Consider the following 26,864-nt stretch of genomic DNA (forward strand, 5'->3'; position numbering starts at 1 on the left):
TCCGCTTTTTTACTTAATAAATGCCATATGCCATGGTAGCACAAAAGCATAAACGAGGAAGTATAGCACTATTGAATAGATAAAAAACCAGCCGTTTAAATGCATATAGCCACTTTTAATCATTCCGTATTCTATGAGTAGTGAACCAGCGCAAAAGAGAAGTGATAAAACCCATTTATTTTTAGCTGTTAAGTAAGTCAAAAATAAAATGGAAAGAGAAGGTGGAATAAATGTATAGCTTAGAATATCTCCAAGTCCTGTAACTTTTGGATCTCCCAAATCAATCATGTTAAAAACACGCGTAATGATAACATCACAAAGCCATCCGACAAATCCAACTACGCAAAACGTGATATAAAGATCTCGCCAAGTTAGCTGTCGTTTAAATAAAACAAGGGCAAGAATAAATAAACATAAACTAACGGTAATCGGAAACCACAAACCATGGGCAGATAAGTCTAAATGCTGAATTGCTTGCTTCAACATTGTTCACCTCAAAAGAAAGAGTTAGTGTTGAAGTTAGCCTATGTTATGGAAGGTATTTTATACATTTTCTACGCGTTGCGTGTATATTCTTCTCGCAAGATTGAATATAACTTTAAGTCTTGATGAGCTCCTTTAATAAACATGGCTTTTCGAATCGTTCCTTCATAAGACATACCGATTTTTTTCATTACTTTCTCAGATGCAGCATTTTCAACAAAGCACCTTGCCTGAATGCGCACTAAATCCATTTCTTCAAATCCAAACGCAATTACTTTTTCAGCTGCTTCCGTAACAAATCCCTTATTCCAATATTCTTCAGAAATCGCATAGCCAATTTCCGCAATGCGATGAGTAGGGTTCCAGGTGACAAAGTCAATGGTGCCAATACATTTTTTTAAGGCTTTGATTTCTATAGCCCAAGGAGAAATGGATTGGTTGCTGTACTGCTTTAAAACGAAGGAAACAAACTCTTTTGTATCTTGAAGCTTTCGGTGCTTTTCCCAATTTACATATCTGCTTACCTTTTCATTTGAGGCATATTCAAACATGTCACGCACATCTTTTTTTGTAACTTTCCGCAAGCGGAGTCTTTCGGTTTCTAGTGTGGGTAAATTTCCGTATATATCTTTTACTTGAATCATAAAGTTGTCTCCTTTCTCAGCAAGAAGTGGATGAAGTGTTGATAATAATGTTTCATAGAAGCTGCAGCATTCCAAAAATGCGCTTTCTATTTCATGTGCTTGATTCTTTAATTGTAAAATATTTCATTGGTGAGCGTAAGAGGTCAAATGGGTTTTTGAAAAATAAAAAATTATTTTTTCTGTTCATAATCAGTTCACATATGCTTGTTAGACTAAAGTCAGAAATTACGAAGGAGTGAAATGAAACACATGAACAGTGAAGTGAAAGAAGAACGAACTTCAAATAAAAAAAGAATAGACTTATTTTTAGTTCCCATTGTTTTAATTGCAGCGTTTTTGAACTTATTTAAAATTTGGACAGATGAATACGCCAACGCTTATTACACGGCAGCTGTCAAAAGTATGCTTCAAAGTCTTCATAATTTCTTTTACGCATCTTTTGATCCAGGAGGCTATGTAACGATTGATAAGCCGCCGGTTGTATTTTGGATTCAGACAATTAGTGCCAAAATATTTGGATTTCACGGATGGAGCGTCATTCTACCGCAAGCATTAGCAGGCATCGGTTCAGTCCTTTTACTATACGTACTCGTAAAACGTACGTTTGGCGTATGGGCTGGGAGATTTGCTGCTCTTGCCATGGCTCTGACGCCAATTGTACCTGCGGTAAGCCGAACAAACAATATCGATAGTATGCTTGTATTTACATTATTAGTAGCAACGTGGATGTTATTTCGTGCTGTGCGTACGGCTAAATTTGGCTGGGTGTTAGCAGCTTTTGCGATGATTGGTGTTGCCTTTAATATGAAAATGCTTCAAGCATACATGGTTTTACCAGCATTTTATGTTTTCTATGTAGTGGCAACCAAAATCACGTGGAAAAAGAAAATTTCTTTTTTAACAACAGCAACTGTACTGATGCTTGCAGTTTCTGTATCGTGGGCTGTTGTAGTAGATTCAACTTCTGCTGATAAGCGACCTTACATGGGAAGCAGTCAGACAAATTCAGTTCTAGAGCTTGCTTTTGGATATAACGGTATTAATCGTTTAACTGGAAATACAAGCGTGACGGGAAGCAGTCATAAGCAGTCTGCTCAAACTGAGCAGCAAACAGCAAGCAGTGAAACAAAACAAAATAGTAATTCAAGTGCTGATTCTTCACAAAGCTCAAATCAAAGAAAAAGCAGCTCTTCCCAAAAGATGCAGGCTCCAGGCGGAGGGAATCAAAATGGAATGTTCAACACGGGTAATCCTGGTCCCTTTCGACTATTCCAAAAAGGGTTATCAGATCAAATCAGCTGGTTATTACCATTTGTAATCTTTTCAATCGTGGGTTTATTTGCCGGAGTAAAATTTAAAGGATCTTACACGACAAAACAAAAAGAAAGTTTATTTTGGTTAGCGTGGCTGCTACCAGTAGCTGTCTTCTTTAGTATCGCAGGATTTTTCCATCAGTATTATTTAATTATGCTGGCACCTCCAATCGCTGCATTTGCCGGAGCGGGAGCAGTAGCTTTATGGAGCATGTACAAACAGCATAATGGCTGGAAATCATGGCTGCTGCCAGGTGGTATTTTAACAACAGCAGCACTTCAAGTATATATTATGTCTCCTTATGTCAGCTCAATCGGCGTAGCGCCAATTGCAGGTGTAGGAGCACTGGGCGTCATTTTAGCTCTTGTTTTAGCTGTTCGTAAACAGCGTAAAAATTCGTTGACGAACTACCTAGGAGCCGCAGCGATGGTTGTCTTACTTGCGATGCCGGCGTACTGGGCGATGACACCAATTATTTATGGTGGAAATAGCATGCTTCCATCAGCAGGTCCTGATTCTTCAAGCGGTATGGGAGGACCTCCAAGCACAGCAACGAATAGCAAACAGTCTGGCTTTAACGGCATGCAGCCTCCAGGAAGCTCTAGCGGCAATTCATCTTCAAACAATCAAATGCAGCCGCCAAGCGGTTCATCGAACGGCGGTCAAATGCCGGGTGGTTCGTCCAATAATGGTCAAATGCAGCCGCCAAGCGGTTCTTCAAACAGTGGTGAAATGCAAATGCCAGGCGGTTCATCCAATAATAGTCAAATGCCAAATAGCTCTTCAAGCAAATCATCATCTTCAAAACGAAAAAGTGGAGGGATGAACGCAGAAGTAAACAAAAAGCTACTAAACTATTTAACAAAAAATAATACAGGTGAAAAATATTTATTTGCCACAACGGATTCAACTTCAGCTGCACCTTACATTATCAAAACGGGCGAGCCAGTAATGGCAATGGGTGGATTTAGCGGTTCAGATCCAATTTTAACGGTAAGTAAATTAAAAGCCATGATTAAAAAAGGTGAAGTGAAATATTTCTACTTGTCTGGAATGGGCAAGGGAGGTCAATCTGACGTTATCACGTGGATTAAAGAAAATAGTAAGGAGATTCCTTCTTCCAAGTGGCAGTCTACTTCATCAAGTGCTCAGCAAGGGCCATCTGGAAACGGAACACTATACGAAATAACGCTTAAATAAGGAGGGCATAAACATGAGTTCCATTGTTAAATATTCTATTGTTGTTCCTGTCTATAACGAAGAAGAAGTGATTCATGAAACCTACCGCCGTCTCACAGAAGTGATGCATTCAACGAAAGAAGCTTACGAGCTTCTTTTCGTGAACGACGGCAGTAGAGATCGAACAGCAGAAATCATTAAAGAGTACAGTGAGCAAGACCCAGCGGTTGTTTTATTAGATTTTGCCCGTAACTTTGGTCATCAAATTGCTATTACAGCTGGTATGGATTATGCAAGAGGAGAGGCGGTCGTTGTGATTGATGCTGATTTGCAAGACCCGCCCGAATTGATTTTAGAGATGATTGAAAAATGGAAGCAAGGGTTTGACGTTGTATACGCTAAGCGTACAAAGCGAAAAGGAGAAACATACTTTAAAAAACAAACGGCTGCTATGTTTTATCGCTTCTTACGTGCGATGACCGATATTGATATTCCGCTTGATACAGGGGATTTCCGTTTGCTAGATCGCAAAGTGTGCAATCAAATGAATAGCATTCAAGAAAAAAATCGCTTTGTTCGCGGATTAGTAAGCTGGGTGGGCTTTAAGCAAATAGCAGTAGAATATGAGCGAGACGAGCGTTTGGCGGGTGAGTCGAAATATCCTTTGAAAAAGATGCTGAAGCTTTCAATGGATGGCATTACGTCTTTCTCTTATAAACCGCTGAAGCTAGCTAGCTATGCTGGTGTAACGCTATCTGGTATCGGTTTTATTTATCTTTTAGTGGTGCTGTATTTGAAGTTATTTACAGACAGCACCATCACAGGGTGGTCGTCATTAATTGTCATTCAGCTATTCTTTAGCGGCATCATTTTAATTATTCTTGGTATGATTGGAGAATATATTGGCCGCATCTACGATGAAACAAAAAATCGTCCACTCTATATCGTCCGGGAAAAGTATCAGCTTGAACCACGCAAGGAAGTATCACTTCGTGACTAACAAATGGATATCTTTTATTAAATTTGCGTTAGTAGGAGTTTTAAATACACTGATTGATTTTGTAGTGTACGCACTTTTAACAACAATTGGTGTTAACTATATACTAGCGCAGTGGATTTCATACAGTGCGGGCATTTTAAACAGTTATGTCATGAATCGCAAATGGACGTTTGAGAGAAAAGAAAAAAGCAGTAAGCGTGAAGTGATTTCATTTGTGATCGTAAATTTGATCACTTTATCTCTAACATCATTTCTATTGACTGTTCTATATAATAAATGGGGGGTAGCGCTGCTACTTAGTAAACTTTTAATTACAATCGTAAGTGTCGGTATCAACTTTATTGGTACTAAATTATTTGTATTTACTACTAAAAAAGAAAGAGGGATTCATATATGACGATAAAAAAAGCAGTTATTCCAGTAGGCGGTTTAGGGACTCGATTTTTGCCAGCGACAAAAGCGCAGCCCAAAGAAATGCTGCCAATTGTCGATAAGCCTGCTGTACAATATATTGTAGAAGAAGCTGTGAAATCAGGTATTGAAAGTATTATTTTTATTACAGGACGAAACAAAAAATCAATTGAAGACCATTTTGATAAATCAATTGAGTTAGAGCAAATGCTTGAAGAAAAACACAAGTTCCAAATGCTAAAAGAAGTACAAATGATCTCATCAATGGCCAGCATTCACTATATTCGTCAAAAAGAGCCGTTAGGACTTGGTCATGCTATTCTTTGTGCCGAACAGTTTATTGGAGATGAGCCGTTTGCCGTTCTTCTTGGAGACGATATTATGACTTCTGAAGAACCTGCGCTCAAACAGATGATCCAAGCGTATGAAACGACTAATCAATCAGTTATCGGAGTTCAAAAAGTGGATGTTGAAGAGGTATCAAAATACGGAATCATTCAGCCGAAAAATAAATCTGGCAGCCTTCATGAAGTGAATGACTTGATTGAAAAACCATCGATAGAACAAGCTCCGTCAACTATTGCCGTTATGGGCCGCTATATTTTAAATCCTTCTATTTTTTCTTATCTAAAAACGATTGAAAGAGGAGTAGGAAATGAATTACAATTAACAGATGCACTGGGTGTGGTATGTGAAAAAGAGCGATTGTTTGCTCTTGAACTGGAAGGACAGCGCTTTGATATTGGAGATAAGGTAGGCTATATGAAAGCGATGGTAGAAGTTGCGTTAAAGCGCAGAGATTTACGTCAAACGTTTTTATCGTATTTGGAGGGAATTGTAGAAAAAGAACGAGCAAACAACTTCAGCTAATAAGAGTTAATTAGTTTGTTCATATTCAGTTCATATTTGAAGTATAAAATTATTGTATGATCTTATGCGGCTCTCTGTTTACTATAAACAGAGAGCTTACTGTGCGTAAAAGCTGGACAAACTTAGGAATAGGGAGAGACATGTATGATTCAAATATTAGTTGCAGATGATGATCAACATATTCGAGAGCTGATATCATTATATTTAGAAAATCAAGGATTCAAAATTATAAAAGCAGCAGATGGTGAAGAAGCGTGGGCGAAAATGGAAGAGTTTCGAATTGATCTAGCGGTCGTTGATATCATGATGCCATTTAAAGACGGATGGGAACTAACAAAGGAAATTAAGGAGTATTTTGATATACCAGTTTTAATGGTAACAGCTAGAGGCGAATCGCATGATAAGCTAAAAGGATTTGATATCGGAACAGACGACTATGTCGTGAAACCTTTTGATCCTCAGGAAATGGTTGCTCGGGTAAAGGCTCTTTTACGCAGGTACCGAGTAGAAGCTAACAATGTAATCTTTATGGGGAATATAAAACTAGACCGTACCAAATTAGAGATGAGTGCAGGAGAAACAAGCGAACAGCTGCCGTTAAAAGAGTTTGAACTACTGTTCACGTTAGTTAGTTCTCCAGGAAAGATTTTTACTCGTGATCAGCTTATTCAATTAATTTGGGGATATGATTATGAAGGCGATGAGCGCACGGTAGACGTTCACATAAAACGTCTGCGAGAGAGGCTTAATCATATGAAAAACGTCGGTATGGAAATCAAAACAATTCGCGGACTAGGCTATAGAGCAGAAGGGTGTTAACGTGAAATCAATTTATGTAAAGCTGGTTCTGTCGTTCATCATTACAATTTTATTGAGCGTTGTGATTACCGTTGTCGTCACGACAGTTCTTAGCAAGCAGAAGCTCGAAATGCGATTAGGTCAGGATATGGTGAAGATGGGAGAAGATTTTATCGATTTGTACGGAGCAGAAGACTCGGACAAAGCTGCAAGGTTTTTATCTAATTCATCATTCATTCATTTTTCGTTTATTATTATTGATGATCAGCATGAAGAAAAAGTATTAGGACAGCCAGGACCACCTATTCTAATTACACCGAAAGAAGTAGATCAAGTATTAGACGGGAAGCGTTATTCTAATTTAAACGAGGAAAAAGATGATCGTCCACAGCCAAACGTAGTGGGTCTTCCTTTTAAAGAAAATGGACGGTCGTATGCTCTATTTATTCAGTCTCATCCACAGCGGCAATTTTCAGTTATTCAAGATGTTCAAAATATCCAGCTTATTACGATTTTATTAGTAGGTATTGTATTATTTGCATATGTTTCAATGATTATTATTAAACCGATTAAGCGTCTCAGTACAGCGATGAAAGTTGTTGGACAAGGCGAATACAATGTGCAAGTCGAGCACGCAGCGAATGATGAAATCGGTCTGTTAACTAAAAATTTTAATCAGATGACTAAAGAATTAAACAAAATAGAAACGATGAGGCAAGAGTTTATTGCTAGCGTTTCACATGAGATTCAATCACCGCTGACCTCTATTCGCGGTTTTTCAGCGGCACTTAAAGATGATATCGTCAGTGAAGATAAAAAGATACAATATTTAACGATTATTGAAAAAGAAAGTACAAGACTTTCTCAGCTTAGTTCCAATTTGCTAAAGCTTGCTTCTCTAGACTCTGAACATCAAACGCTAATGCTGCAGCAATACCGGTTAGATGAACAAATCAGGCATGTGGTCATGGCTTTAGAACCTCAGTGGACAAAAAAGAACATAGAAATTGACCTTGATTTATCCAATGTTCAAATAGAAGCAGATAAAGATTTGTTAGAGCAAGTTTGGCTGAATTTAGTAACAAATGCTATTAAATATACGCCTGAAAATGGATTTGTGAAAATATCTATTCATCAAAAAAACGAGGAAATAGACGTGAAAATAAAGGATAATGGAATTGGTATTGCCGAAGAAGATCAAAAATATATTTTTGAAAGCTTTTATAAAGTAGATAAATCGAGAACGTTAAAAGGAAGCGGCCTCGGTCTAGCCATTACAAAAAAAATTGTTCGGCTGCATGAGGGCGCAGTACGTGTTGAAAGCAAAAAAGAACAAGGAAGCATTTTTACGGTAACCCTGCCTATCCAAAAAAATAGGGCTAAAAAAGACTCGTCTGTGTAAGTTCATGCAGATGAGTCTTTTTTATTAGGTCAAAGATATAAAAAAAATTAATAATATCTATTTATTTTTTTAATCCCTACTTGACATATAGGTAAAGTGTAAATAATATAGATAGTATAAATCTTTTGAAAAAATTGGGATGCTAAAGAAGCTGATCGGTCAACCGAAGGCTCATACTTGTTCGCTACTAGTGTGGGCCTTTTCTGTACATTGGTTGTGGTCATTAAAATCTCAATCTTCAATTGAACATATGGGGAGGATTACCATGTATTTATCTTCTGCACATTATACAAGTACTTATAGATGTTGTCCGCTTTGTTTATTCAACTGCAACTAAAATATAAATTTATCTATGAATAGGAGAATGATAAAATGGCTTCAATTACACAAGAAAAATTAGATTATATTGTTAAATTACTAACTGAAATCAACTATGGATCTGTACTAATTACTCTTCACGATGGACAAATTACTCAAGTGGACAGCACGGAAAAAAACCGCTTTTTAGCTAAAAGCAAAGTAGTAAGCCACAAATAAGCCTAATTAAATACGTATTTAGAGAAACTGAAGGGCCAGCCTAGCTAGCGAATGCTTGACGGCGGGGCAAGCAAGTACTGTACTAAATATAGAAAACGTGCGTATTCGAATTAAAATTGACTTTCTTTCCGGTAGAAGATTTAGAATTTTTCGAATTAAAATTGATTTATAGGTTGTATGAGTAAGACGATGAGAAGTATAAAGCTGCTAAAGCAGCAGCTTTATACTTTTTAAAATTATGAAAATCTGACAGTTTCATTCCTGTGCTGACCGGATTACCGAAGGCTTCTGACCTGTGTTAGGAGTCTTTTTTTTATTCTTAAATTAATATAATAGGAGGAGAAAAGATGGAAAATTTATTACGAGCAGCGGTGCGGCAAAGAAAACAATACCTCATTGAAGAGTTACTGAAAAAAGGGATTTACAAAAAAGAAAACCATCATCTTTTTGAACTTACACTCTCTGACTTAGAAAAAGAGTATCTGGCACGCAGTAAGTAAGGAAAGTACGTAAAAAGAACTAAAATAAGTGTAAAAAAGATTAAAAACCTAGTTGACTAATAGGTAAAGTGTGTTTATTATAAAAACAAGAATAAATTGTCTTTTCAGAAAGTATCTTCTTTTTATTCTTACGAATAAATTTAATAAGAATAATTTAAGAGCATATACGCTGATCAGACTAACTGAAGGCTGCTTCTCTTTTCAAAGAGATAGCGGCCTTTTTGTATTTTTTTATAAAAAGGGGAGTAAAACATGAAGAAAAAAGCAGTTCAGTTTTTAATGGTGCTAACGGCACTGCTGGTCGTGCTAGCAGGTTGCGGCAATGGGAAATCTACTGAAACAGCAGGGAAAGATAGTTCTGCGAGTAAAAACGATTCAAAAAAACCAGTAGAGCTTTTAAACGTTTCATATGATCCTACACGTGAGCTTTATCAGGAGTTCAATAAGAGCTTTGCATCTTATTGGAAAGATAAAACAGGGCAAGACGTTACTATCAAGCAATCACACGGTGGCTCTGGTAAGCAAGGCCGGGCAGTTATTGACGGTTTAGAAGCGGATGTCGTAACGCTTGCGCTTGCATACGATATTGATGAAATTGCTCAAACTCGCCAATTATTAAATAAAGACTGGGAAAAAGAATTGGCTCATAATTCTACACCATACACATCAACAATTGTTTTTTTAGTTCGTAAAGGAAATCCAAAGGGAATTAAAGATTGGGATGATTTAACGAAAAAAGGTACATCCGTTATTACACCAAATCCAAAAACGTCTGGAGGCGCACGCTGGAATTATTTAGCGGCTTGGGCATACGCGAAGAATAAATATAACGGAGGTAACAAAAAGGTTGAAGACTTCATGAGTAAACTTTATGGAAATGTCGAAGTGTTAGACTCAGGCGCACGCGGAGCGACAACTACGTTTGTAGAACGGGGCATTGGAGACGTGTTAATTGCATGGGAAAATGAAGCTTACTTATCGTTAAATGAGCTAGGAAAAGATAAATTTGAAATTGTAACACCGTCATTGAGTATTTTAGCAGAACCGCCTGTTGCTGTAGTAGATAAAGTAGCTGAAAAGAAAGGCACGACAAAGGTAGCAAAAGCATACTTGAAATATCTATATACAGAAAAAGGTCAGGAAATCGCAGCGGAAAATTACTATCGTCCTCGAAATGAAAAAGTATTAGAGAAACACAAAGATCAATTTCCTTCTCTTAACCTAGTTACCATTAAAGATTTTGGCGGGTGGAAAAAAGCTCAAGAAACTCATTTTAACGATGGAGGAACATTCGATCAGATTTATCAGCCAAAGTAATATGATGCATTAAAAAAAGTAAATGAGGAAGATACGAATGGTAATTCGTATCTTCTGTGTACATGTATCTTGAAAGCAGAGAGAGGTGTAAGACGTGAGCGTGTTACAACGACAGAAGAAAAAGGAAAGTATCTTACCTGGATTTGGGCTTTCTTTAGGTTTTACGATGTTTTATGCAAGTATCCTTGTGCTTTTTCCGTTAGCGATGATTTTTCTAAATACGGCATCTATGGGATGGAGCGACTTTATTAAAACTGTTACAGACTCTAGAGTAGTAGCATCATATAAATTAAGTTTTGGAGCAGCATTTGCAGCAGGGATTATTAATGTTATTTTTGGAACTATTATTGCATGGGTATTAGTGAGATATCATTTTCCCGGAAAGAGGTTTATTGATGGACTTGTAGATTTGCCGTTTGCTTTACCAACGGCTGTTGCCGGCATTGCCTTGACCACTCTTTACGTTCCGAAAGGATGGATGGGTCAATTATTTACGTTTAAAATCGCATTTACGCCTATCGGAATTATTATCGCTCTGACGTTTATTGGTCTGCCGTTTGTTGTCCGAATGGTGCAGCCAGTATTGCAAAACTTTAATGCAGAGATCGAAGAAGCATCGGCTAGTTTAGGAGCCAGCCGAATGCAAACGTTCAGAAAAGTTATTTTTCCAGAGCTGGTGCCTGCTATTTTAACAGGCTTTTCTCTTTCATTCGCAAGAGCGCTTGGAGAATACGGGTCAGTTGTTTTTATTGCTGGAAATATGCCGATGAAAACTGAAATTACGCCGCTTATTATTATGACAAAACTCGAGCAGTACGATTATGCGGGCGCTACTGCTATTGCATCAGTCATGCTCGTTGTATCATTTTTTCTGTTATTACTTATTAATATTATTCAATGGTGGACAAATCGTAAATTTGTATATAGTTAAGGAGGGATGACATTGGCAGGACATGTTCCAATGCAGCATGCAAAAACGACTGTTAAACTTAATCATTCTAGTTTAAAAGAGCCCAAAGTCGTCCAGTGGCTGCTTACATTTATTGCACTGGCTTTTTTAGCTCTATTCTTAGTGCTCCCGCTCATCACCATTTTTATGACAGCTTTTCAAAAAGGGTTGGAAACGTATCTCGCTGCGATTACAAATCCGGATGCTTTGGCTGCTATTAAACTAACGCTAATTGTGGTGCTTATTACTGTTCCTTTAAATGCCGTTTTCGGCGTGGTAGCCGCATGGTTAATTACAAAGTTTGATTTTAAAGGAAAGAATATTTTAATTACGCTTATTGATTTGCCGTTTGCTGTTTCACCTGTTATTGCTGGATTGGTTTTTATTTTATTATTTGGTGCACAAGGGTTATTCGGAGAATGGTTGTTTAATCACGACATCAAAATTGTATTTGCTATTCCCGGTATTATATTAGCTACGCTTTTTGTAACGCTTCCGTTTGTTGCCAAAGAATTGATTCCACTCATGCAAGCTCAAGGGTCAGCCGAAGAAGAAGCGTCGTTAACGTTAGGAGCTAGCGGTTTCAAAACTTTTTTTCTAGTGACGTTACCTAATATTAAATGGGGCTTATTATATGGCATTATTTTATGTAATGCGCGGGCGATTGGGGAGTTTGGAGCTGTTTCCGTTGTGTCTGGGCACATTCGAGGAATGACAAATACGATGCCTCTTCATATTGAAATTCTCTACAATGAATATCAATTTGCAGCAGCGTTTGCGGTAGCATCTTTAATGTCAATTTTAGCTATTTTTACATTAATTATAAAAAATATTATTGAGTGGAAAGTCAAACATATTTAAAAAGGAAGGAGCTTATGAAATGAGTATCCATATTAAGCACGTATCAAAGAACTTTGGTGATTTTAAAGCGCTGGATTCTATTAACATTGATATTCAAACGGGTGAATTAGGAGCTTTACTCGGTCCGTCCGGTTCTGGAAAAACATCTTTGCTTCGTATCATTGCCGGTCTTGAACATCTTGATCAAGGAGCTATTTTATTTGATGGAAAGGAAATTACGCGCATAAATCCAAAAGAGCGGAATGTAGGGTTTGTTTTTCAACACTATGCTTTGTTCAGGCATATGACTGTGTTTGATAACATTGCGTATGGTTTAAAAGTACGACCTAAAAAAACAAGGCCTTCTAAAACAGACATCACCAAGAAAGTAACCGAGCTGCTGCAGCTTGTTAAACTAGAGCTGCTTGCAAATCGCTATCCCTCTCAATTATCGGGCGGACAGCGCCAGCGAGTAGCGCTTGCTCGAGCGTTAGCAGTAGAACCGAAAGTACTGCTATTAGATGAACCTTTTGGCGCTCTGGATGCAAAAGTTCGCAAGGATTTGCGCAGATGGCTGCGTAAATTGCATAATGATTTTCATATTACCAGTATTTTCGTTACGCATGATCAAGAAGAAGCCTTGGATGTAGCTGATCGTATTGTTGTGATGAACAACGGGAAAATTGAGCAGATTGGAAGTCCTGAAGAAGTATATGATCATCCTAACAGTCCATTTGTGTACGATTTTTTAGGAAACGTCAATTTATTCAAGGGCCGCATTCATAAAGGCAGACTAAAACAAGGAAGCTTTGAAATGGATGTTCCAGAATTTAACGGAAGGAATGAAGAAGCAGCTGTTGGGTATGTACGACCTCATGATATTCACCTTGAAAAGGTAAAAACAAGCGCAGATGCTGTTTCTGCAACCATTAGCCATATTCATGTGATAGGGGCTATCGTGCAAGTTGAATTAAAAAGAGAAGATGCAGAAGAATTTTTAGAAGCTGAATTGAGCAAAGAGCACTATAAAGTCCTCAGTCTTCAAGTGGGAGAGAAGGTGTATGTAAAGCCTAAGCAGCTAAAAGTATTTATTCCAGAAGATTATTCTATTTAATAAAAAGCGTAAAGGGTATGCCTTTGCGCTTTTTATCTAACAATAAATTAGTACCAGATATTAAAAGTAGGTGTTATAATTAAGTATCAACTGATTTGAGGTGGAGAAATGATGCAATCAAAAGCTAGAATCACAGGAATGGGGATATATACACCAAAGCAAAAATTAACGAACGACCATTTAAAAGAAATGGTTGATACAAGTGACGAATGGATTGTACAGCGTACCGGAATGAAAGAACGACGAATTGCTGGTGAAGGCGAATACACATCTACGCTTGCCATTCGAGCCGTTGAAAATTTGCTTAACCGATATGCTGTAGAAATAGAAGATGTAGATGCAATTATTGTTTCGACAACAACGCCAGATCACTTTTTTCCTAGCGTAGCATGTCAGATTCAAGATTACTTTCATATTGATCAAGCTGCTGCATTTGATCTAGGTGCCGCATGCGCCGGTTTTACATATGGCCTTCATGTGGCGAACGGCTTAGTGACGTCGGGATTGCATAAAAAGATTTTAGTTATTGGTGCTGAAGTCATGTCGAAAATTACAGATTATACGGACCGGGCCACATGCGTGCTGTTTGGTGACGGAGCGGGAGCTATGCTTGTAGAGTACGATGAGCATAATCCGAGTTTCTTAGGATGTCACTACGGAACGGACGGAAGCGGAGGGGTGAATTTATATCGTTCTAACTTATCTAATACTCTTTCAGGAAAAGAAATTAATTCGAGCGGGAATTTAGTTCAAAACGGGCGTGAAGTATACCGCTTTGCTGTCCGAACGATTCCAAAAGGAGTAGAAGCATTATTAAAGAATACTTCCATTTCTCTTTCTGATGTAAATTGGTTTATTCCGCATAGTGCAAACCTTCGAATGATTGAAGCTATTTGTGCTAAAACAGGTGTTTCAATGGATAAAACGTTAACGAGTGTGCAATACTGCGGAAATACATCTTCAGCTTCTATTCCGCTTGCTTTAAACGAAGGAATAATGACAGGAAAAGTACAGGGTAATGACCTCCTTATTCTTTATGGGTTTGGAGGAGGATTAACGCACTGCGGTCTGTTAATTAAATGGACGTGTAAAGAAAAAAGCTAAAAGGCGATGCCTTTTAGCTTTTTTGTCTTTTACTGCTAAGAAGAATTCGATAAAATGGAAAAAGAAGTAAAGGGGGGTGCATATGAATCACGTTTTATACATTGAAGACAATGAAGAAATTGGATTAATGATTCAAAATGAGCTTAAAAAGCAAAACTATGAAGTTACTTGGTTACAATCAGGAGATATCGCCAGTCGGTTTATTAAACAAGCGGATATTGTCATTTTAGATGTAATGCTTCCTGGGTTAGATGGATTTACAGTGGGAAAAAAGCTTAAAAAACTAGCACCTGATGTCCCAATTTTAATGCTTTCAGCTCGTACAGCTCTAGAAGATAAGATCATGGGACTAGAGTTTGCCGATGACTATGTCACAAAGCCGTTTCATCCAGAAGAGCTGCTTGCAAGGCTTGAAGTATTGTTAAGAAGATTTTCAAGAAAGAAAGAAGAGCTTATTTTAAAACATTTGCATATTTCGATGAGAGACTATCGCGTGATGAACAGAGAGACAAGTGAAGAAATTAGTTTAACAGGTAAGCAATTTCATATTTTTACTTATTTCCTTCAGCATTTAAATCAAATTTTAACAAAAGAACAAATTTATGAAGGGGTATGGAAAGAGCGTTATATAGAAGGAGATAAAACATTAATGGTACATATTCGCTATTTGCGAGAAAAATTGGAGAAAAATGCAGCTAAGCCTGAAATTATTGAAACAATACGAGGGATTGGGTACAGGGTGAAGCAATGAATGTTACACAGTCTCTTATCACGAAATATATCTTAATTATGATTGCTGCTGTACTAATTATACCTGTATCATTTTTTGCAGGCTCATGGCTGATCACCGTTCCTTTTATGCATATTCAAGGATTATTAAATGAAGAGTATAAAGGAAAAAGCTACTACGAACAAATATGGAATCAAGAAGCCAAAAAGCTAGAAGGAGCAAATGAGAAAACAATTAATCAAAAGCTAAAATTATTAAAAGAAAAATACCCTGAAGCTTCAATGTTCTGGGTAAACGAAGCTGGCCAAACACAGCTTCCGCTTCCTTACCATGAATCCCTTCCGAAGCAATGGTCATCTTCTTATACGGCTGAATTTATCAAAAAACGATACGGAAACGATCCGTATACGGTTATTACCTTTATTGGAACAGATAAAAAGCAAGGTTTTATGGTCATTGAAGTGCCAGAAAAAGCCGTTGAGCCTCCTATTCAAAGGCTAGACCCAGCCTACTATAATATTTATTTAGGATTTGTTTTTATCATTGTGCTTTCTTTTATTGTACTTTCTCTATTCTTTTTTCTTCGAATTCGAAAAAGGCTGCGAGCGTTACAAGCTGCTATGAACAACAAAGACGAGCAAGGAATTCCTTTACCTGTTGTATCTGAGTCCACGGATGAAATTGGCCAGCTAGAACAATCGTTTAATCAAATGGTTAAACAGCTTCATGAAAGCCGGGACCGAGAGCAGCAAGAAGAACAGCTGCGACAAGACTTAATTATGAGTCTATCGCATGACTTACGAACACCGCTCACGACTGTTCGAACTCATATTTATCAGATGAAAAACGAAGAAATGGCCTTGAACGTTCAACAATCTCTTGAGGTAATTGATACGAAAGTAGAATTTGTTAGTGATTTAATAGATAATTTATTTTCCTATACGCTGCTGTTAAATAGAAAATATCCATATCGGGAAGAGGAAGTTGATATGGCTCGATTTCTTAGAAAAAGCATTGCACAATGGTATCCACTATTTGAAGAAGAGAATATGGAAGTGGATATTCAACTGCCTTCTCAGTCTATATATTGGCGCGGAGATGTTCAGTGGTTAGAAAGAATAATAGATAATTTATGTCAAAATGTCATTCGTCATGCCAAAGAAGGTAACTTTATTGGCTTTCGCCTTGTTCAAGAGCATGATTTATCTTCTCTCACCATTTCTGATAAAGGGTCAGGCTTTAACAAGAATAGCCATACGAAGCAAAACGGTGTAGGTCTAGCGATTGTGGATGCGATGATTAAAGAAATGGGGTTAACGTGGTCAATTCATTCTACAAAACATGGAACGGATATTCAAATTGTGTACAAAGCGAGTGATTAATTCACACGCTTTTTTAAACGAATTTTAACCTTTCTTTTCCTTCCTCTTAACTTTAGCTGTTTATAGTAAAGGAGAGGTGATAAAAGTGGAAATTGTTAAAACGATTCAGCTGATAAAAGTATTTAAAGGAGCAGAAGCTGTAAATGAAGTGAATTTATCCATTAAAGAAGGAGAAATCTACGGGTTTTTAGGACCCAATGGAGCAGGGAAGACGACAACGATCCGAATGCTGCTCGGGCTAATGAAGCCAACGAGCGGGGAAATTGAGCTGTTTGGAGAAAGAATAAAAAATCACAGGCAGCATATTCAAGCCTTAAAAAAGATAGGTTCACTTGTAGAGAGCCCTTCCTATTATGCGCATTTAACTGCGAGAGAAAATCTAGAGGTACTTCGCAAAATACTAGGTGTATCTAAAAACAGAGTGGATGAAGTACTAAATATTGTAAAATTAACAAAAGAAGCAAATCGTCCAGTCAAAGGCTTTTCTCTTGGGATGAAACAGCGGCTTGGCATTGCTTCTGCACTCCTCGGAAATCCTCGTTTATTAATCTTAGACGAACCAACCAACGGACTGGATCCTGCAGGAATTCAAGAAATTCGTTCATTAATTAAAGAAATGCCAGGGAAAAACGGAGTTACCGTATTGATTTCAAGTCATTTACTCTATGAAATTGACCATCTAGCGACTCAAGTAGGTATTATTACAAAAGGAAAGATGCTATTTAATGGATCGATTGAATCGCTTCGCAAAAAGGCTAAGCATCAAGTGGCATTTACAACGGGAGAGATAGAAAAGGCTAAAACAATACTATTAGCAAATGGGTTTGTACCTACTATCGATAAACACAGTCTTCTTTTAGATTATATTGATCACGAGCAAGTGGCCCATCTTGTTTATCAGCTTGTGCAAGAAAATGTCTCAATCTACCGAGTTGAAGAAAAATCGAAATCATTAGAAGATATCTTTTTAAAGCTGACGAGTGAGGAGAATGGATATGTTCACAAAAATACTGCAGGCTGAGTGTATAAAGTTAAAAAGAAAATGGCTCCGGTTTTTACTATTTTTAGGTCCAGCGGGTGTAATTGGCTTAACGCTAGTTGATTATAGCGTTCGATATGAATATTTAACTCAGCAAAACCCGAACGTGTGGGAAGGCCTTTTGCATGAACTAAACATCACGCTTCCAATAGCTTTTTTACTGGGAGGAACGATTCTTGCTTCAAATGTAGCACATATTGAATATCATAGAAGCTCATGGAAGCAGTTGCTGAGCTTACCTGTGAGCAGACTGAGTGTTTATACAGCAAAATTTGTAGTAGTTATGTTTATGCTACTTATCGCTTCTGCTGTTCTATTAATCGGTATAATTGGGCTAGGGTGGTGGTTAGGATTTGGTCTGCCTCCTTCTTGGAAAACTCTTTTTGTTTATACCTTTTATCCGTTTTTTTCGGCTATTCCGTTTGTGGCTATTCAAATATGGCTATCTATGCTTTTTAAAAATCAAAGCCGTTCTCTGGCACTAGGTATTGTGATGAGTGTGGCAATGAGTGGTATGAGAGAATTGCCGAGCTGGTTTTTCTGGCAATGGCCAATGCTAGTGTTTTCCGATTATCGGAATACGTATATGATAACAGGTGTAATTATCGGCGTTTTTTTATATGCTGCAGGTGCTCTTCACTTTATCAAAAAGGATGTGGCCTAAATGTTGTGGCAATTGTGCAAGATAGAATGGTTTAAATTGTTTAAAACAAAAGCCTGGACTTACCTTTTTGTTAGTCCCATTCTTATTGCTGCTATCCTTTTTGTAGGTGATCAGGCAATGCCAAACGGGAGGATGAAATGGTTAATGGCAGATGCTTTGATTGCCAATGTTCACGGCTTACTGTTTTATCCGTTAATTGGCGGGTTAGTAACATCGTTCATCTGTCGGTATGAACACGAAGCCGGAGGGTGGAAGCAATTACTGTCTCTTCCTGTGACAAGAACATCCGTATACGGAGCAAAATTGATCACATCAGCAGCTTTCATGGGAATTCTTCAAGTGCTTGTATTTGTTGTTTTATTAGGAGTTGGCATGTTGAAAGGCTATCCGAATGCTATTCCACTAAAAATGATAGCTGGAAATATGCTAGGCGGCTGGGTTGCAGTGTTGCCAATTCTAGCGTTTATGCTAGCAGTGTCAATGGCACTTTCTAGCTTTGGAGCATCTTTAACAGTCAATGTCATTTTAACACTACCGAATTTATTCGTTGCTAATTCTGAACGATTTGGTCCCTGGTACCCATGGACTCAGCCAATGTATGGAATGTTAGGTGTAACGGGAAAAGCATCATGGGGGTTGATGCTGACTACACAGAACTTCCTAGCAGTTGTTATAAGCAGCTTTCTGCTTTTTGGAGCAGCAGGTTTACTGTATTTTCAGCGCAAACATATATAATAGAAAAAACCCGCTTTTTTATAGCGGGTTTTCAGCCGGCTTTTGGAATGGTAAAACCTACTCCAAAGACGTCGCGCACATCGTGTACGACCACAAAAGCTTGTTCGTCGACTTTATGAATAATACGCTTTAATTCTAGCAGTTCTTGTTTGTTCACAACTACGTACAATACGTCTTTTGCTTCTTTTGTATAGCTTCCATGAGCAGAAAAGACAGTGACGCCGCGTTGCATCTTTTTATTGACTTGTTCGGCTACTTCAGCTGAACGGTGTGAAATAATAGTGATTGCTTTGCGAGGGTTGAGTCCTTCAATGATATAATCAAGCACCTTCGTTCCGATGTAAAGAGAAATAACCGTATACATCGTCTTTTCTCCACCGATGACAAAATAAGCGCTTGCTACAACTAATAAATCAATTGCCAGCATCGTTTTGCTAATATTCCAGTCTAGATATTGATTAGCTAAGCGGGCAATAACTGCAGAGCCTCCGGAAGTTCCGCCACCTCTAAACACAAGTCCGAGTCCTACACCAGCTAAAATACCAGCAAAAATAGCCCCCAGTAGCGTATCGTCAAGAGGATTTCCCAGTCCTTCAGTTATATGTAGGAATAGAGACGTAAAAATAATACATATAATTGTGTAAGCAATCACACGTTTGTGAAGCAATTTGTATCCGATCAGTACCAGCAAACCGTTTAATATAAAGTTTGTGATACCCGGAGACCAGCCTAATACATAATAGGTAATCATTGTTACACCGGTTACGCCGCCTTCTGCTAATTCATTTGGAATAGCAAAGTAATTAATGGCCAGTGCGAAAATGAGGCTCCCTAGAATAATGAGGATAATTTCTTTTATTTTATTAATCATGAACGTTACCTCCAATCATCAAAAGCTCCGAAAACACAGTCATGACAATGTATTATACCAACTCTAGAGACCGAATTAAAGATGGGATATCATTATTTTTTTAAAATCAGTTTCTGCTATTAACATAAAATCTTTTGACAGTTTTTATGGAGTATGAAAGAATGAATTGTTTGCTTTTATTTTGATTAAAAAGTTTTGCAATGAGAATGTTCGTTCGGTAAAATAGAAGCAAGAGTCAAGGGGGAGAATGAACGTGTATCAAGATGAATTAAAACAGTATGCGAAGTTAGTAATGCCCGAGCATTTAGAGAAAATGAAGAAAATGTACAGTCCCGATGCGCATAAGCAGCCTTTAGGGTTGAAAAAGGAAAAGATTGAGCATATTGAAAATGTCATTATGAACAGTTACTCGGAGCATCATCCAGTAACACTTCACGTCTATGAAGCAGGACATATTCAAAGGTATGAACGAGTGACGATTGATAAAGTCTCGCTGCAGTCGAATACGCTGATGGTTACAGGCCCTTGTTATACATATTCGATTCGAGCGGATGCAGTAATTGAAGCAGATGTATGGAAAGATGAAAGCTACTCTAGCTAAGAGTAGCTTTTTTGTTCGTTTTGTATCTTTTTTTTAACGCATGCATACAATACATAAAAGCATATTCTGCGAGTAGCAACTTCTAGCTACTAGGAAATTTTAATTAAAGAAGGGATTATTGTATGCAAAATGAAAAAACCCAAGTAAGAGAAATCGAATTAACGCAGTTCATTAAAAAAAGACTCGTTCGTTTTATCTCAAGTTTAGCTATTTCTTCTGCCCTTGCTTCCATATTATATATGCTTCTGTTTTTATTTAAATGATGGGTCACTTTGAGTTGTCCAAAAAGGTGGACAACTTTTTTGGTGTGTAAGCTTTTGTGAAATCAGGACAAGCTATGCGTGATTCAGTCAGAAAAATTCAATCGGTCAAGAAATAGTCAAAAACAGTCATATCTAATTGGGTAGAAGAAAACCTTTACATATAATGAGAAAAGTAGACAAATTCTTGAATTACCAGCTTATTTCCTTTTGTATAAACTATCATTAAAACAAATGCAAAACTAATTATTCATTCAAAAAACTTTATTTTGTAATTAAAAAAATGAATGTTTTTGATTTTTTATGATTGATTTTGAATGTAAACCGTGATAAAGTAAGTACATGAAATAAATGAAAACGCTTTTTTGAAAAAGGAGCTAGAACATGTTAACGCCGGAGAGACATCAACTAATCTTAAAACTTTTAAAAGAGAAAGAACTTGTAAAAGTGCAAGAGTTTATCGAAGTTACAGGCGCTTCGGAATCCACAATTAGAAGAGACTTAAGTCAACTAGAAGAAGAGCAAATGCTCAAACGTGTTCACGGTGGCGCTTCGCTTATTCGCAGTAAACGAATTGAACTGAGCGTTATCGAAAAATCTGCTAAAAATGTTCAAGATAAACGAAACATTGCAGAGTATGCGGCTTCCATTATAAATGAAGGTGACTGTATTTTTTTAGATGCAGGAACTACAACGTATGAAATGATTCCTTTTTTAAAGCAAAAAGATGTAGTTGTCGTGACAAATGGTTTAATGCATTTAAACCCGATGCTAGAACAAGGTATCACCCTCTATTTAATTGGAGGATCCGTTAAACATAAAACGGGCGCTTTAATTGGCAATGGAGCTCTTTTAAGTCTTGAGCAATATCGTTTTGATAAGTGCTTTATGGGAGCGAATGGGATTCATCATCAATATGGATATACAACTCCCGATCCAGAAGAAGCATTAATCAAGCAAACGGCAATGAAGCTGTCTAGAGAATCTTATATTTTATCAGATTCTACTAAGTTTTTTGAAACAAGTTTTGCGAAAATAGCCGATTTACATGAAGCAAAAATTATAACAAATGACGTACCTAGCGATGTACTTATACAGTATGCAAACAAAACAGACATAAAGGTTGTGAAATCATGATTTATACATGTACGTTGAACCCATCCGTTGATTACGTAGTACATGTTTCAGCATTCGAAGAAGGCGGGCTTAACCGCACAACGAATGAAGCCAAGTTTCCAGGAGGAAAAGGCATTAACGTCTCTCGCGTTTTAAAGCGATTAGGTGTTGATAATAAAGCTCTCGGTTTTGTAGCCGGCTTTACAGGAACCTATATTGAAGACTACTTAAAAGCGGAGAATATCGAAACAGCTTTTACAAGAGTTGATGGAGATACCCGCATTAACGTAAAGTTAAAAACGGAAAAAGAAACAGAAATTAACGGTCAAGGACCTGCTATTACAGACAAAGCGCTTCAGTCTTTATTGACTCAAGTAAAGCAAATGACTGAAGGCGATATCTTCGTATTAGCAGGGAGTATACCGAAAACGCTTCCAAGTTCCGTGTATGAAACATTAACTGAACTAGCTGCAGCGAACGGAGTAAAAGTTGTAGTAGATGCAAGTGGAAAAACCTTGCTAGACGTCGTGTCTCACAAGCCGTTTTTTATCAAACCGAATCATCATGAACTTGCAGAATTGTTTGATGTAGAAGTAAACAGTGCAGAAGATGCGCTAGTATATGGTAAAAAACTCGTGGAACAAGGAGCGCAAAACGTCGTTGTATCCATGGCAGGCGATGGAGCACTTCTTATTAACGAAAGCGGTGTCTACAGTGCCACAGTCCCTAAAGGAACAGTGAAAAATTCTGTTGGAGCTGGCGATTCACTTGTAGCTGGATTTATTGCTTCTTATGTAAAGCAAGGGGATTTATTAGAAGCCTTTCAAACAGGAGTTGCTTCAGGAAGTGCCACAGCATTCTCACTTGAATTATGTACAGCAGAAGATGTAAAGACGCTTCGTGAACAAGTGTCAATCACAAAGGTAGAGTAGGGGGAACCGAGAATGAGAATTACAGAACTATTAAAAAAAGATACAATCATTCTTGATTTAAAAAGCACGTCAAAAGCTGATGTTATTGATGAGTTAGTTGGAAAATTAGACGAAGCTGGTCGCTTAAGCGACCGAGCTGGCTATAAAGAAGCAATTTTAAACCGTGAATCTCAAAGTACAACGGGAATTGGGGAAGGCATCGCCATTCCGCATGCGAAAACAAGCTCGGTAAAAACGCCGGCCATTGCATTTGGACGCTCAACAGAAGGTATCGATTATGAATCATTAGACGGACAGCCTGCACATCTATTCTTTATGATTGCAGCGAGTGAAGGCGCAAATAACGCTCACTTAGAAACACTATCTCGTTTGTCTACGTTATTAATGGACGAATCGTTCCGAAAAACGTTGCTAACGGCATTATCGATTGATGAAGTTATTAAAGCAATTGATGATAAAGAAACTGAAAATGAAGCGCCGGAAGAAGAAGTGGATACGGCTTCAGATCAATTAGTGCTTGCTGTAACGGCTTGTCCAACAGGAATTGCCCACACATATATGGCAGCGGACAGCCTAAAAGCAAAAGCGAAAGATATGAACGTGACGCTCAAAGTTGAAACAAATGGTTCCAGCGGTGTTAAAAACGCGTTGACGAAGGAAGAAATTGAAAACGCTACCGCTATTATTGTTGCAGCGGACAAGCAAGTAGAAATGGAACGTTTTGCAGGTAAAAAAGTTATTCAAGTTCCAGTAGCTGAAGGAATTCGCAAGCCTGAAGAATTAATTAACCGCGCGTTAAAAGGAGATGCTCCTATATACAGCGGCGGCGGTGGCAGCAAAGAAGGCGGAGGAAGTCAAGGATCAGAGCGTACAGGGTTTTACAAACACCTAATGAGCGGTGTATCAGCAATGCTTCCGTTTGTTGTAGGGGGCGGGATCTTAATTGCTATTTCATTCATGTTTGGCATTCACTCAGCAGAACCGAAAGATCCGACGTACAATGCATTCGCAGCGGCGCTAAAAACAATTGGCGGAGATAATGCATTCTTCTTACTAGTACCGGTACTAGCAGGGTTCATTGCAATGAGTATTGCTGATCGTCCTGGTTTAGCTCCTGGTATGGTTGCAGGTCTTTTAGCAGCTTCTGGCGGAGGCGGTTTCTTAGGTGGTTTAATCGCTGGTTTCTTAGCGGGTTATGTAGTAGTGGGATTAAAGAAATTATTCAGCGGTTTACCGCAAGCGCTTGATGGAATTAAGCCAGTTCTTCTTTATCCGCTATTTGGGATTTTTATCTCAGGATTGATTATGCTTTATGTTGTAAACGAGCCAGTTAGTGCAATTAACAAAGGATTAACGCACTGGTTAAGTGGATTTGGTACAGGTAACTTAGTATTATTAGGTATTATCTTAGGCGGTATGATGGCAATTGATATGGGTGGCCCTATTAATAAAGCAGCCTTTACATTTGGTATTGCAATGATTGATGCTGGAAACTATGCACCACACGCAGCGATTATGGCAGGCGGTATGGTTCCACCATTAGGTATGGCTATTGCGACAACTTTGTTCAAAAACAAATTTACTCGCCAAGAGCGCGAAACAGGTAAAACGTGTTATGTAATGGGTCTGTCATTTATTACAGAAGGTGCGATTCCATTCGCAGCAGCTGACCCAGGCCGTGTTATTCCCGCATCGGTTATCGGTGCTGCAGTAGCAGGTGCTTTAACAATGATGTTCCACATCGGTTTACCAGCACCACACGGCGGTGTATTCGTTATCGGAATTGTACAAGGAAATCCTCTTTTATATGCACTAGCAATCTTAATTGGTGCAATTGTAACGGCGGTTCTTGTAGGGGTATTAAAAAAGCCAAAAGCAGAATAACAAATAAAGACTGATTTTACATAATGTAAAATCAGTCTTTTTGTGTTTTTCTGGTAGACATTTGTTCTTTATGAGAGTACAATTACGGTAGTATTCCTTTAATTTTTAGAAAAGTTAGATAGATGAGCTTTTCTACTTGATAAAATATGGTACAATAATCGAATATTAAAAACAAAGTAAGGAAGTGTCTCACACATGAAGGTTGCGAAGTTTGGCGGGAGTTCAGTTGCAAGCGCAGAGAAATTTAAACAGGTTGCGCATATTGTAACGTCTGATAAAGAGAGAAAGCTGGTAGTCGTATCAGCTCCGGGTAAGCGATACGGAGAAGATACAAAAATGACAGATTTGCTAATCGCACTTTCTGCCAAAATACAGCTTGGAGAAGATTACGTAGACGAGTTTGGGCAAGTAATTGATCGCTATCGTGAAATCGTTGTGGACTTGTCTATGCCAGAAACGATTATTACTGACATTATTACGAATTTACAATCACTTATTGATTTACATAAAAACGATCCATTTCGCTTATTAGACTGCCTAAAAGCAAGTGGAGAAGATAATAACGCAAAGGTAATGGCTGCTTATTTAAACCATTTAGGTTTTGAAGCTCATTATGTAAATCCAAAAGAAGCAGGTATTTTTGTTTCTGATGAACCCGGAAGAGCAAGAGTGCTTCCACTGTCTTATGAAAAATTACCGCAGCTAAGAGAGCGTTCGGGCATTTTGGTGATTCCAGGATTCTTTGGCTATTCTGAAGAAGGGAACATGGTTACGTTCTCGCGCGGTGGATCAGATATCACAGGCTCAATTGTAGCAGCGGGAGTAAAAGCTGATTTGTATGAAAACTTTACCGACGTAGATGCTATTTATAGCGTAGATCCAAGACTTGTGGAAAAGCCTCATGAAATGAAAGAAGTAACATACAGAGAAATGCGTGAACTATCCTATGCAGGTTTTTCTGTCTTCCATGATGAAGCGCTGGAGCCGGTTTATAAACTAGGCATTCCTGTATGTGTAAAGAATACAAATAATCCTGAAGCAAAGGGGACATTCATTGTAGCTGAGCGTCCTCACGGAGATACGCCGGTGGTCGGAATCGCTGGGGACAAAGGTTTTTGCAATATCCACGTGAGCAAATACTTATTAAACCGTGAAATTGGTTTTGGCAGAAGATTGCTTGAAATTTTAGAGGATGAAGGTATTTCATACGAACATACCCCTTCAGGAATTGATAATATCTCTGTCATCATGCGCGAGCATCAGCTTACGCCAGATGTTGAAAAGCGCGTATTTGCTCGAATTGAAAAAGAACTTGAGGTAGATGAAATCTTTATTGAACGTGATCTTGCTATGGTTATGGTAGTAGGAGAAGGAATGAATAGCACAGTAGGAATTGCTGCAAAAGCTACAGAAGCTTTTGCTCGTGCTGAAGTGAATCTTGAAATGATCAACCAAGGTTCTTCTGAGGTGAGCATGATGTTTGGTGTGAAAGCAGATGCTTTAGACCGTGCCGTTCAAGCTCTTTACAATACGTATTTTAACAGCATGTACAGTATTTCTTATTCGAATGTAAAATAAACAAGACGAAAAACCCCCCTTTCTTTTTAGAGAGCGGGGTTTTCTAGTGAAGGCGTATAAAAATCAAATTTGTGGACATAAAGGGAAGGAAGAGTGAAGTCAAAGGAGGAAATACAGTGAAGAAACGACCCTTTTTCATATTCTTTTCCCTTATAAGTATTAGCGTACTTTCAGCATGCCACAATGATGATGCAGCCCCAGCAAAAGAAGCTCAAAATAAACAAGGCGTGACGAATGGCGGAACGCCGATGAGCTATGATAATCAAAGCGACAACACATCTTTTAACTTTTCAAAATTTGATTTAGAAGTAGATTATAAGGGGCTCAACAATGATTATGAAGCCGACTACGAAAATGAAAATGATGAGATAGAAGCCAAAGTGGATGATAATATTAACGATGAGCACTTGAACGGAGATAAAGCTTTTAATAAATTATCTTCAAAATTTAAAAAGTTAAATTTTGATCAGCGCACGCCCGATGAAGATGTAAAAAAGGAAGTAATCGATGTGTTTGGTCTAAAAAAAGATTTTCAGTCGTTTGAATTAGAAGTTCGTTTTTCAAACGGAACGGAAAAGGAATACAACTTTAAACAGAAGTAAGACGTTAA

Annotated in this window: 27 protein-coding genes; 24 read left to right on the forward strand and 3 right to left on the reverse strand. The window is 38.0% G+C overall.

Translation table 11 applies throughout. The features are described 5' to 3' along the window. Positions 1-9: 9 nt before the first annotated feature. Complete coding sequence (locus AC0C45_RS19925; protein WP_257063623.1) at positions 10-486, reverse strand: hypothetical protein; 477 nt, start codon at positions 484-486, stop codon at positions 10-12. A gap of 68 nt (positions 487-554) precedes the next feature. Beyond that, positions 555-1,127, reverse strand: coding sequence for a GNAT family N-acetyltransferase (locus tag AC0C45_RS19930; protein WP_057236998.1), 573 nt, complete (start codon positions 1,125-1,127; stop codon positions 555-557). A gap of 240 nt (positions 1,128-1,367) precedes the next feature. On the opposite strand from AC0C45_RS19930, the gene AC0C45_RS19935 reads away from it, so the two are divergent. From AC0C45_RS19935 to AC0C45_RS20020, 18 genes are all read left to right on the forward strand, one after another. Continuing rightward, complete coding sequence (locus AC0C45_RS19935) at positions 1,368-3,641, forward strand: ArnT family glycosyltransferase (protein ID WP_257063621.1); 2,274 nt, start codon at positions 1,368-1,370, stop codon at positions 3,639-3,641. 13 nt (positions 3,642-3,654) lie between these two features. Then, positions 3,655-4,620, forward strand: a complete 966-nt coding sequence (locus AC0C45_RS19940; RefSeq protein WP_095379579.1) for a glycosyltransferase family 2 protein — start codon at positions 3,655-3,657, stop codon at positions 4,618-4,620. Beyond that, entirely contained in the window at positions 4,613-5,017 is a 405-nt protein-coding gene (locus tag AC0C45_RS19945; RefSeq protein WP_013082947.1) for a GtrA family protein, read from the forward strand. The genes AC0C45_RS19940 and AC0C45_RS19945 overlap by 8 nt, the downstream gene beginning before the upstream one ends. Further along, on the forward strand, positions 5,014-5,901 hold the full coding sequence (gene galU / locus AC0C45_RS19950) for a UTP--glucose-1-phosphate uridylyltransferase GalU (RefSeq protein ID WP_034652588.1): 888 nt from the start codon (positions 5,014-5,016) through the stop codon (positions 5,899-5,901). The genes AC0C45_RS19945 and galU overlap by 4 nt, the downstream gene beginning before the upstream one ends. A gap of 144 nt (positions 5,902-6,045) precedes the next feature. Further along, the gene (locus AC0C45_RS19955) at positions 6,046-6,720 is read left to right on the forward strand and encodes a response regulator transcription factor (protein ID WP_237893934.1); all 675 of its coding nucleotides are present in this window, start codon (positions 6,046-6,048) and stop codon (positions 6,718-6,720) included. 1 nt (position 6,721) lies between these two features. Then, positions 6,722-8,101: a sensor histidine kinase gene (locus AC0C45_RS19960; protein ID WP_257063617.1), complete on the forward strand. Its 1,380-nt coding sequence runs from the start codon at positions 6,722-6,724 to the stop codon at positions 8,099-8,101. 372 nt (positions 8,102-8,473) lie between these two features. Further along, positions 8,474-8,638: a YezD family protein gene (locus AC0C45_RS19965; RefSeq protein ID WP_074895903.1), complete on the forward strand. Its 165-nt coding sequence runs from the start codon at positions 8,474-8,476 to the stop codon at positions 8,636-8,638. Positions 8,639-8,985: 347 nt separating this feature from the next. Then, on the forward strand, positions 8,986-9,138 hold the full coding sequence (locus AC0C45_RS19970; protein ID WP_034652581.1) for a Fur-regulated basic protein FbpA: 153 nt from the start codon (positions 8,986-8,988) through the stop codon (positions 9,136-9,138). Between the two features lie 252 nt (positions 9,139-9,390). Further along, a complete protein-coding gene (locus AC0C45_RS19975; protein WP_237893935.1) occupies positions 9,391-10,455 on the forward strand; it encodes a sulfate ABC transporter substrate-binding protein in 1,065 nt (354 codons plus the stop codon). A 94-nt stretch (positions 10,456-10,549) separates the two neighbouring features. Then, positions 10,550-11,386, forward strand: coding sequence for a sulfate ABC transporter permease subunit CysT (cysT, locus tag AC0C45_RS19980; protein WP_237893936.1), 837 nt, complete (start codon positions 10,550-10,552; stop codon positions 11,384-11,386). A 12-nt stretch (positions 11,387-11,398) separates the two neighbouring features. Then, positions 11,399-12,265 (forward strand): sulfate ABC transporter permease subunit CysW, encoded by an 867-nt coding sequence (gene cysW, locus AC0C45_RS19985; protein WP_016763921.1) that lies wholly within the window; start codon positions 11,399-11,401, stop codon positions 12,263-12,265. Positions 12,266-12,284: 19 nt separating this feature from the next. Then, the gene (locus tag AC0C45_RS19990) at positions 12,285-13,358 is read left to right on the forward strand and encodes a sulfate/molybdate ABC transporter ATP-binding protein (protein WP_472928629.1); all 1,074 of its coding nucleotides are present in this window, start codon (positions 12,285-12,287) and stop codon (positions 13,356-13,358) included. 108 nt (positions 13,359-13,466) lie between these two features. After that, positions 13,467-14,462, forward strand: a complete 996-nt coding sequence (locus tag AC0C45_RS19995; protein ID WP_034652572.1) for a ketoacyl-ACP synthase III — start codon at positions 13,467-13,469, stop codon at positions 14,460-14,462. Positions 14,463-14,544: 82 nt separating this feature from the next. Then, positions 14,545-15,213 (forward strand): response regulator transcription factor, encoded by a 669-nt coding sequence (locus AC0C45_RS20000; RefSeq protein WP_016763924.1) that lies wholly within the window; start codon positions 14,545-14,547, stop codon positions 15,211-15,213. Then, positions 15,210-16,574, forward strand: coding sequence for a sensor histidine kinase (locus AC0C45_RS20005; protein ID WP_034652569.1), 1,365 nt, complete (start codon positions 15,210-15,212; stop codon positions 16,572-16,574). The genes AC0C45_RS20000 and AC0C45_RS20005 overlap by 4 nt, the downstream gene beginning before the upstream one ends. A gap of 85 nt (positions 16,575-16,659) precedes the next feature. Continuing rightward, the gene (locus AC0C45_RS20010; protein ID WP_016763926.1) at positions 16,660-17,595 is read left to right on the forward strand and encodes an ABC transporter ATP-binding protein; all 936 of its coding nucleotides are present in this window, start codon (positions 16,660-16,662) and stop codon (positions 17,593-17,595) included. Next, positions 17,570-18,277, forward strand: a complete 708-nt coding sequence (locus AC0C45_RS20015; RefSeq protein WP_257063596.1) for an ABC transporter permease — start codon at positions 17,570-17,572, stop codon at positions 18,275-18,277. The genes AC0C45_RS20010 and AC0C45_RS20015 overlap by 26 nt, the downstream gene beginning before the upstream one ends. After that, a complete protein-coding gene (locus tag AC0C45_RS20020; RefSeq protein WP_034652565.1) occupies positions 18,278-19,012 on the forward strand; it encodes an ABC transporter permease in 735 nt (244 codons plus the stop codon). 31 nt (positions 19,013-19,043) lie between these two features. On the opposite strand, the gene AC0C45_RS20025 is transcribed toward AC0C45_RS20020, so the two are convergent. Beyond that, entirely contained in the window at positions 19,044-19,883 is an 840-nt protein-coding gene (locus AC0C45_RS20025) for a YitT family protein (RefSeq protein ID WP_034652562.1), read from the reverse strand. Between the two features lie 247 nt (positions 19,884-20,130). Between AC0C45_RS20025 and AC0C45_RS20030 the strand changes: the two genes are divergently transcribed. From AC0C45_RS20030 to AC0C45_RS20055, 6 genes are all read left to right on the forward strand, one after another. Beyond that, on the forward strand, positions 20,131-20,484 hold the full coding sequence (locus AC0C45_RS20030; RefSeq protein ID WP_026106574.1) for a YolD-like family protein: 354 nt from the start codon (positions 20,131-20,133) through the stop codon (positions 20,482-20,484). Between the two features lie 644 nt (positions 20,485-21,128). Then, positions 21,129-21,881, forward strand: a complete 753-nt coding sequence (locus AC0C45_RS20035) for a DeoR/GlpR family DNA-binding transcription regulator (protein ID WP_013056834.1) — start codon at positions 21,129-21,131, stop codon at positions 21,879-21,881. Next, positions 21,878-22,792 carry a 1-phosphofructokinase gene (gene pfkB, locus AC0C45_RS20040; protein WP_140450786.1) on the forward strand — a complete coding sequence of 305 codons (915 nt, stop codon included), beginning with the start codon at positions 21,878-21,880 and terminating at the stop codon, positions 22,790-22,792. The genes AC0C45_RS20035 and pfkB overlap by 4 nt, the downstream gene beginning before the upstream one ends. Before the next feature lie 12 nt (positions 22,793-22,804). Next, a complete protein-coding gene (locus AC0C45_RS20045) occupies positions 22,805-24,676 on the forward strand; it encodes a PTS fructose transporter subunit IIABC (RefSeq protein ID WP_472928635.1) in 1,872 nt (623 codons plus the stop codon). 195 nt (positions 24,677-24,871) lie between these two features. Then, positions 24,872-26,254: an aspartate kinase gene (locus AC0C45_RS20050; protein ID WP_013082960.1), complete on the forward strand. Its 1,383-nt coding sequence runs from the start codon at positions 24,872-24,874 to the stop codon at positions 26,252-26,254. Positions 26,255-26,370: 116 nt separating this feature from the next. After that, positions 26,371-26,856 carry a YusW family protein gene (locus AC0C45_RS20055; protein WP_237893941.1) on the forward strand — a complete coding sequence of 162 codons (486 nt, stop codon included), beginning with the start codon at positions 26,371-26,373 and terminating at the stop codon, positions 26,854-26,856. Positions 26,857-26,864: the final 8 nt, after the last annotated feature.

The sequence above is a fragment of the Priestia sp. VA7 genome (genome assembly GCF_055710015.1).